Annotated in this window: 6 protein-coding genes and 2 pseudogenes; all 8 read right to left on the reverse strand. The window is 39.8% G+C overall.

Going from position 1 to position 8,013, the window contains the following annotated elements:
• Nucleotides 1-21: 21 nt before the first annotated feature.
• Nucleotides 22-1,338, reverse strand: a complete 1,317-nt coding sequence (locus JK211_RS12425) for a glycosyltransferase family 2 protein (protein WP_212708998.1) — start codon at nucleotides 1,336-1,338, stop codon at nucleotides 22-24.
• A 248-nt stretch (nucleotides 1,339-1,586) separates the two neighbouring features.
• A pseudogene (locus JK211_RS12430) lies at nucleotides 1,587-1,784 on the reverse strand (transposase); the annotation flags it as partial.
• A pseudogene (locus tag JK211_RS12435) lies at nucleotides 1,732-2,109 on the reverse strand (transposase); the annotation flags it as partial. The pseudogenes JK211_RS12430 and JK211_RS12435, both read right to left, overlap by 53 nt.
• Before the next feature lie 216 nt (nucleotides 2,110-2,325).
• On the reverse strand, nucleotides 2,326-3,732 hold the full coding sequence (gene gndA / locus JK211_RS12440; RefSeq protein WP_212708999.1) for an NADP-dependent phosphogluconate dehydrogenase: 1,407 nt from the start codon (nucleotides 3,730-3,732) through the stop codon (nucleotides 2,326-2,328).
• A 368-nt stretch (nucleotides 3,733-4,100) separates the two neighbouring features.
• Nucleotides 4,101-5,075 (reverse strand): glycosyltransferase family 4 protein, encoded by a 975-nt coding sequence (locus JK211_RS12445; RefSeq protein ID WP_212709000.1) that lies wholly within the window; start codon nucleotides 5,073-5,075, stop codon nucleotides 4,101-4,103.
• 24 nt (nucleotides 5,076-5,099) lie between these two features.
• Complete coding sequence (locus JK211_RS12450; RefSeq protein ID WP_212709001.1) at nucleotides 5,100-5,990, reverse strand: glycosyltransferase; 891 nt, start codon at nucleotides 5,988-5,990, stop codon at nucleotides 5,100-5,102.
• Complete coding sequence (glf, locus tag JK211_RS12455; protein WP_212709002.1) at nucleotides 5,987-7,144, reverse strand: UDP-galactopyranose mutase; 1,158 nt, start codon at nucleotides 7,142-7,144, stop codon at nucleotides 5,987-5,989. The genes JK211_RS12450 and glf overlap by 4 nt, the downstream gene beginning before the upstream one ends.
• 110 nt (nucleotides 7,145-7,254) lie before the next feature.
• Nucleotides 7,255-7,932, reverse strand: a complete 678-nt coding sequence (locus JK211_RS12460) for a glycosyltransferase family 8 protein (protein ID WP_371734636.1) — start codon at nucleotides 7,930-7,932, stop codon at nucleotides 7,255-7,257.
• Nucleotides 7,933-8,013: the final 81 nt, after the last annotated feature.

Below are 8,013 nucleotides of genomic sequence, written 5' to 3' on the forward strand. Positions count from 1 at the left end.
TACCTGAGAATGGCTATACGATTAACTCTTACTCTCTCCGGATAACAATAAAATTAGTTTCCCGCAAAAACTATTTTGTAAACGTCCCAGCTCTTCCTGATACTGTTTTGTTTGTGTCTCAAACCGTTGTTTTTGATCCTCAGTATGCTGTAATTCCTGTTCAAGCTGAGATTTCTGTTCTATATGCTGTCCCAGGGCCTGAACCATCTCATTTTTTTGCCCTTCAAGTAGTTGCAGCTGATATTTATACTCTTCAGTCACTGTAATCATCTTATCGAGATTTTTCTGATTCTTGTTCAGCTGATTCTGGTTATGGGTATTAAGTTGATGGGTATGCCTGACATCCTGCTCCAGCCGGCATTTCAGGGCCATTAGCATATGCTCAGGAGTACCGGATATAAAATGCTGGTATTGTTCTGCCAGATAATCAGATTCAAAATCACTTGCTGACAGCAACGGAGACTGTTGGTAGAAAGACCGGATTAACATATAAAATTTTTCATATGCTTCCCAGCTTTTTAATGTTGATAAACTCCAGCTTAAAAATTCAACACTGTAGTTATTATAATTCTTCCGCAATGGATATAACTCAGGGTGCCGGGTCAGAAAATCATCTAATTTTTTTATCGCTTCCAGTGAACAATAGTAAGAAATTTCCCGAGTATTGGATAATGACCCAGCTCTGTTATCTCGGTGAGTAATTAATATATCATCACATACAGTAATTTCTTCAGCTTGTAACATTATTGCACAAACAAAATAGAGGTCATTAGTTGTCCGAATTTCCTGAAATTTTAACCCGCTGCGAATGATGAGTTCATGGCTAATTAGCTTATCCCATGCCCACCAGATAAAATTACGGAAAAAATTATTTTTCATCTGTAATGCATTAAATTTTTTTTCCTCCGGTAGTGAATCACTGGCAATCGTCCATGCTGTTTCAGTAACAATACCACTATCATCATCAAGATTATTGCTACGGAAAACTAAGATATCTGCATTGTTATCACTTGCCTGTTTATACGCAGTTTCAAGCATATCAAGACTATAAATATCATCATCATCCAGAAAAATAATATATTCACCGTGTGCATATTGAAGCCCTCGGTTTCTGGAATAACCTGCCCCCCGATTATCTTCATTGACCAGTACTAAAAATCGGGGATCATTTCGGCATATTTCATTAATAATCTGAATTGTAGAGTCAGTCGAATAATCATCAACAATGATCACCTGAATATCAGAAAGCGTTTGCTTCGAGATATTATTAATTGTTTCCGCTATATAACCTTCAGTATTATATGTGGTAATAATTGCTGTAACTTTCGTTAAATACATAGTATATACCCCTGAAATTTTACCATGTCATATCTGACCAGCAAGGTTTATATTCTATTAAAATCATATGCTATAATAATTAAAATATCACTGAGAATCATCCCACAAACACGTAATTAATTTAACTTCAGCGGCTTTGTTCAATAAATCGAACTTTTTCTGAATTGAGAGGTCAGATCACGTATTCTCTGACAACGCAGGAGTCCCGTGGCAAAGCAGAAGTTCAGAATAACCCACTGACACTGAAGCACCTCAGGAAACATATGGATGTGATCTGCACAGCATTCCGCTTCAAGGATATATACATTTTACCATTCGCATAACTTTCTCAAAATTCTACCCATGCCTCTGCACTTCTCTTCATAGAATACCTGCCGTCGGTATGTCGGCGCAAAAACGATAACAACATTCACTGACAGCAAAGATCCGGCAGACCTGACGAACACTGGCTTCCTGAATGATTTCAGACTTCAGCCGCTTTTCGGCATACATACTTTTGAGACGACGGTTTTCTTCTTTCAGGTCTTTCAGGTCTTTCAGGTCTTTCAGGTCTTTCAGGTCTTTCAGGTCTTTCAGGTCTTTCAGGCGAGACATTAGGGCAGCATCCATCCCGCCAAACTTTGAACGCCATTTATAAAAACTGGCACTGCTAATGCCATGTTCCCGACGCAGTTCCGGAACCGAAGTACCCGCTTTCGCCTGCTTAAGAATGGCGATGATCTGGCTGTCAGTAAAACGTGACCGGTGAGCTTCGCTGCCCTTTCGGTCCATAGAAATCCTCCCTGAATTCAGGTTAGTAGAAAATTCTACTTATGAACACACCGATTTTTCGGGGGGATTACCCCAACAGCCCAGCTTAGCTGGGGTTTTTTGGTACAAAAAAAACCGGTCCGGTAAAATACCGGACCGGTTTCTGAAAGCCGTTTAATATAATATGAATGGTGCAGCTTTATAAGATTATTTCATATCAGGGCGTTCTAAGGATGATTAATCTAACCATTCGGTGTGGAATACACCTTCTTTATCGGTACGCTTATAAGTATGAGCACCGAAGTAGTCGCGCTGTGCCTGAATCAGGTTAGCCGGCAGCACTTCTGAACGATAGCTGTCATAGTAAGCAATCGCCGCAGAGAACGTCGGCGCAGGAATACCATTCTGAACCGCATAAGCCACAACGTCACGCAGCGCCTGCTGGTATTCGTCGGCAATATTCTTAAAGTACGGTGCCAGCAGCAGGTTAGCGATCTCTGCATTTTCAGCATACGCATCGGTAATCTTCTGCAGGAACTGAGCCCGGATAATACAACCGGCACGGAAGATTTTAGCAATCTCACCGTAGTTAAGATCCCACTGATACTGCTCTGAAGCAGCACGCAGCTGTGAGAAGCCCTGAGCATAAGAAACGATTTTGCCCAGGTACAGTGCACGGCGTACTTTTTCAACAAACTCAGCTTTATCGCCGGAAACTGTTTTAGCAACCGGGCCGGTCAGTACTTTAGAAGCGGCTACACGCTGAGTTTTCAGGGAAGACAGGTAACGGGCAAAAACAGATTCAGTGATCAGTGACAGTGGTTCGCCTAAGTCCAGAGAGCTCTGGCTGGTCCATTTACCGGTTCCTTTGTTAGCGGCCTCGTCGAGGATCACATCAACCAGGTAGTTACCTTCTTCATCTTTTTTAGTGAAGATATCTTTAGTAATATCGATCAGGTAGCTGTTCAGTTCACCGGTGTTCCATTCACTGAAAGTTTCAGCCAGCTGTTCGTTGCTCAGGCCCAAAGCCCCTTTCAGCAGGGAATAGGCTTCAGCAATTAGCTGCATATCACCGTATTCGATACCGTTGTGCACCATTTTCACATAGTGACCGGCACCGTTAGGACCGATATAGGCAACACAGGCTTCGCCTTCTGCACGGGCCGCAATTTTGTCAAAGATAGGAGCAACCAGCTCATAAGCTTCTTTCTGACCACCAGGCATAATTGAAGGGCCTTTCAGAGCACCTTCTTCACCGCCGGAAACGCCGGTACCGATAAAGTTAAAGCCCTGGTCAGACAGTTCTTTATTACGGCGGATAGTGTCTTTATAGAAAGTGTTACCGCCATCGATAAGAATATCGCCTTTATCCAGATGCGGAGTCAGAGATGCGATGGTCTTGTCGGTCGCTTCACCCGCCTGCACCATTAACAGGATACGGCGTGGTTTTTCCAGGGATTCAACAAACTCTTCGACACTGTAGTAAGGTGCCAGTTTTTTGCCCGGATTTTCAGCAATCACTTCATCTGTTTTTTCACGTGAACGGTTAAATACAGAAACGGTATAACCGCGGCTTTCAATATTCAGAGCCAGGTTACGGCCCATCACTGCCATACCTACTACACCGATTTGTTGCTTGGACATTATCTACTCCTGTCAGATCAACTCAGGTAACATTCATTGAGACTATAATGTAATGATGAATGAGAAAATTTAAATTAAAACTACCAGCATCCTGTACAATTAACCAGTAATTCCGCACAATTCGAACAATCAGCGTCCGTATCAATACTCACAAACAATTTCAATGGACAGTTTTAAGTCAAAAATGCTTACTGTGAATAAAATTCGACCATTACTTTCTGAAGGTCTTATAAATGTTTATCGTTTTTGCGATAACATCATCGGATGAAAATTTTTCGATGACAAGTTCGCGACCCTTTTCCCCCATCGACTGTCTGAGAGACTTATGTTGTAATAATTTTTTTAATTTTGAACAAAAAATCGCTTCATCACCTTTCGGTGATAAGATAACCGGTAACATTGTCAATAACGATGCTTTTACAACCACCACTATCATAAGCAATGCATGCTCTCCCCTTCGCAGCACCTTCAATCAATATGCGTGGTACGCCTTCCGGATAAAGTGTGGGTAACGCAACGATGTTAGACTGCGCAATGAGGGTATCAATATCATTACGTGTGCCAAGCCATTCAATATCTCCGCTATTCACCCATTGTTGAATTTCAGCAGATTTAATTGCATCAGGATCGTCATCAACTAAAATACCTGCGACTAATAACCTGAAATTGATATTTTCTATGGATAACTTGTTTTTTATATTTATCAGCGTAGACAGACCTTTATTATGCAGCATTCTGCTGGCAAAGAAAACAATCGGGATATCATTTTCATTTTCATATGAGAAACTATACATCTTTATGTCAACACCACAGCCATCAATAATAACTGCATTTTCCTCCGGAAACTTTACACATTCCCTAAAGGTTTGGAAATCAGCATCATGTTCAAATACAATACGACTTTTATTGTTTGAAAAAATATAAGAATATACCGAGCAAACAATTTTTTTAAGCCACTTTCGACAGAAACCAGCCGCATTGAACACCCTGCCCAGGCCAACTAAATTTGCTACCATAGGCTTTGATTTTATTTTTGAATACAACCCGCCAATAATAATTGGTTTTATTGTGATGCAATGTAAGACTGAAGGCCCTATTTGCCTTAGGAAATAAAATGCTCTGATAGCACTATAAAAAAAACCAAAAAAATTATAAGAACGCTCTTTAAGCGGCAATCTGTAACAGCGAAAACCTAACTCTGAAAACTTATAAAAATATTCATCACCATGAAATCTGGTAATAATAAAAACCTCAAAACCATTCTCTTTTGCTGACAGAGCTCGATCTAACCAATGAAGATTAAAATACCAGTCCGAGTTTATAAAGTAACAAATTTTATTCATAGAATAATTTCTCTGTCATATAGTTCAGATTATTACCCTTCGATTTAACACTCCGTCACGTACGGCTTTAAATATGTAGCAGAGACTTCTCTTTCTTTCATTCTCTTTCAAAGATAAAATAAAGTACTTAAAAACACGAAGACTGATGGCAGTGCGACTGAAAATGACATTATCCTTCAATATATATCTTGAAAGTATCATATTTCTTATCAGGTAATATATTTTCCAGGGGGGTATTTTACGCCCTGAGGAAGTATCTATATCATGGTAAACCAATAGCCCTGGGTGGTAAAGTATCTTATATCCCTGGCTATGAAGTTTGAATGAATAGAAGACGTCATCGAAATATATAAATATATCTTTATCAATTAACTGGTATGTTTCTTTTAACAACCGGAAACTAACAACGCAACCAACGAAAGAAAAAGTAGAGACCTCCGAAGACTGATTTTCATCCGGTAAAAAAAACTGCGGATTAAACAGATATCTGAGGGTATGAGTGATTGTTGCCTGATGCGTTCTCCAGGGAATGTTCATCTTACATATCTGATTCTGCCGGTTGACAACTTTAGCGCAATAAACAGAGTATTCCGGACAACAGATTTCGGAGAAGCGGTCAATAAAATCATTGTCCGGAAATGCATCATCATCATAAAAAACGACCCAGTCTGTTTGCAAATTTTGCGCAATAAATTCTGCGCCCAGTGCAAAACCCGCAGCTCCCCCCTGGTTAGAGTCAGCGTTTATAATATACAACCTTGGATCATGTTGTGCATTGAGGAACTCCGCAGTCCCGTCATCAGAATGGTTATTAACCACCACAACAGCATCGAAGGCCAGAGCGAGTGTGGTTTCCAGGGTAGTCTGCAGTTTTTTACACCGGTTATAGGTTACAATCAGACTGACCATCTTCATCTGACTTTTACCGTAAATGCAGGCATAACCGTATCTGCTGCGATGGAAGACAGATACGTTTCTGCCACATTAAGTGCTTCAGCAATTGTAACATCCATATCAAGATAACGATACGTCGCCAGTCTGCCGGTAAAAGTCACTTTTTTTTCATTTTCTGCCAATACCAGATAGCGCTCCAGCATTTCCATTTCACCGACCTGACGAATCGGATAGTATGGCGTATCATCGGCCTCACATTTCCTGCTGTATTCTTTGTAACATACAGAACCGCTATGTTTTTCCCAGGGAGAAAAATATTTATGTTCTGTAATACGAGTATAGGGTACATTTTCCGAGCAATAATTCATTACCGCTGTTCCCTGATAGTCACCGTCACACCTGACCGTTTCGAAATCAAGAGTCCTGTATCCCAGGCGGCCATATACAAAATTATAATAAGCATCCAGAGGCCCGGTAAAGAAAAGGTGATCAATGTTTTCGGCATCAGAAGGCTGATAATGATGATTAAGTTCAAGCTCAATACCAGGATGATTTAATATATTATCGATCAGAACAGTATAGCCTTCTTTTGGCATGCCCTGATATTTATGATTAAAGTAATTATCATCATAATTAAATCTTACCGGAAGACGCTTAAGAATGGATGCAGGTAACTCATCCGGAGACATCCCCCACTGTTTGATGGTATATCCTTTAAAAAAAGCTTCATAAAGTTCTTTACCGATAAATTTTAACGCTTGTTGCTCAAAAGTGCGAGGGTCTTTAATTGACTGATCACTCTTGCTTTCAATTAATTTACGGGCTTGATCCGGAGAGCAGGTTGTTTTAAAAAATTGATTGATAGTATGTAAATTAATCGGTAATGAAAAAACCTGATCTAAAACTGTTGCCTTGACCCTGTTTGTATAAGGCATCATTTCACAGTAACGATTGACATAATCCCATACGGTCTGGTTATCCGTATGAAAAATATGTGGGCCATAAGTATGGACCATAATATCTGTTTCAGGATCCCGTTCACTATAACAATTTCCGGCACTGTGTGGCCGGCTGTCAATAACTTTAACCTTGTGCCCCTGTTCAGCTAACTGACGAGCAATAACCGCGCCTGAAAGGCCTGCTCCAACGATAAGGATATTTTTACGGTTTTTCATTGTTCACCCAATAATTTTTCTACGGAATTTATAATAGTATTTAATTAAAAAGTTACGCTGTGCGCTTCCTGTAGGAGCATAGCGATCAACTAGCGGCATTATTTTTCTTTTTATTTTTGTCTAAAATAATATTTTTCCTGAGCATTGTAAACATTATTGATAACCCTGGGATATAGTCTCTGAGTCAATTCACTGCTCCAGGGTGTTGAATTAAGATAGCTTTCAAAATTATCAAAATAATCAACATCTTTAGTATTCCATGGTTTATTTTCCCCGGCAAAATGAATCATTTTGGGGTTCATCCTGGCTTTCAGAAAATCCAGATAGGTAGATAACCGGAGATTAGGATAGAAATCATCTGTATTGCCATTTCCATGATAAACATTCCATTCCAGAGGCAGGTAATGGACACGATCATAAAAAACTTTGTTCATAATATCCTGGTCAAGGAACCAGTAATACTTGTCTTTTATTTCATCAATCAAACGCTGGTAGGTATTCTCTGCTGACATCTGGACAATATTAAAAAGAATAATTCCTGCCTGAAAATACTGCTCAGGATGGGTCATACCTAACACAGAGATAAGATATTTTCTCGCTGGCATAGTTCCGCAAGAAGAATCTGCTATCGCACCAAATTTTAAAAATCCTTCCATGACTATATCACGTACGGCAGCAACAAGATTATTGCCAAGATCTATATCGATTAGTTCAGAAACATCACTTTCAACAATAGTATCTGCATCAATAAATAATACTTTATTGTATAACTCAAACAGCGCTGGTATAAATAAGGTTCATCGCGTTTTACCGGGGAACGCTGCTTTTATCTTCAGGAAGAAGTATTCATTATCCCGGTATCCATATGC

Origin of the sequence: Tatumella sp. JGM130 (assembly GCF_018257525.1) — a bacterium.
GTDB lineage: Bacteria > Pseudomonadota > Gammaproteobacteria > Enterobacterales > Enterobacteriaceae > Tatumella > Tatumella punctata.

What these genes read in the sequence shown, in the direction of transcription:
- JK211_RS12425 (WP_212708998.1), bottom strand. Translation starts at nt 1,338, where the DNA reads ATGTATTTAACGAAAGTTACAGCAATTATTACCACATATAATACTGAA.
- gndA (WP_212708999.1), bottom strand. Translation starts at nt 3,732, where the DNA reads ATGTCCAAGCAACAAATCGGTGTAGTAGGTATGGCAGTGATGGGCCGT.
- JK211_RS12445 (WP_212709000.1), bottom strand. Translation starts at nt 5,075, where the DNA reads ATGAATAAAATTTGTTACTTTATAAACTCGGACTGGTATTTTAATCTT.
- JK211_RS12450 (WP_212709001.1), bottom strand. Translation starts at nt 5,990, where the DNA reads ATGAAGATGGTCAGTCTGATTGTAACCTATAACCGGTGTAAAAAACTG.
- glf (WP_212709002.1), bottom strand. Translation starts at nt 7,144, where the DNA reads ATGAAAAACCGTAAAAATATCCTTATCGTTGGAGCAGGCCTTTCAGGC.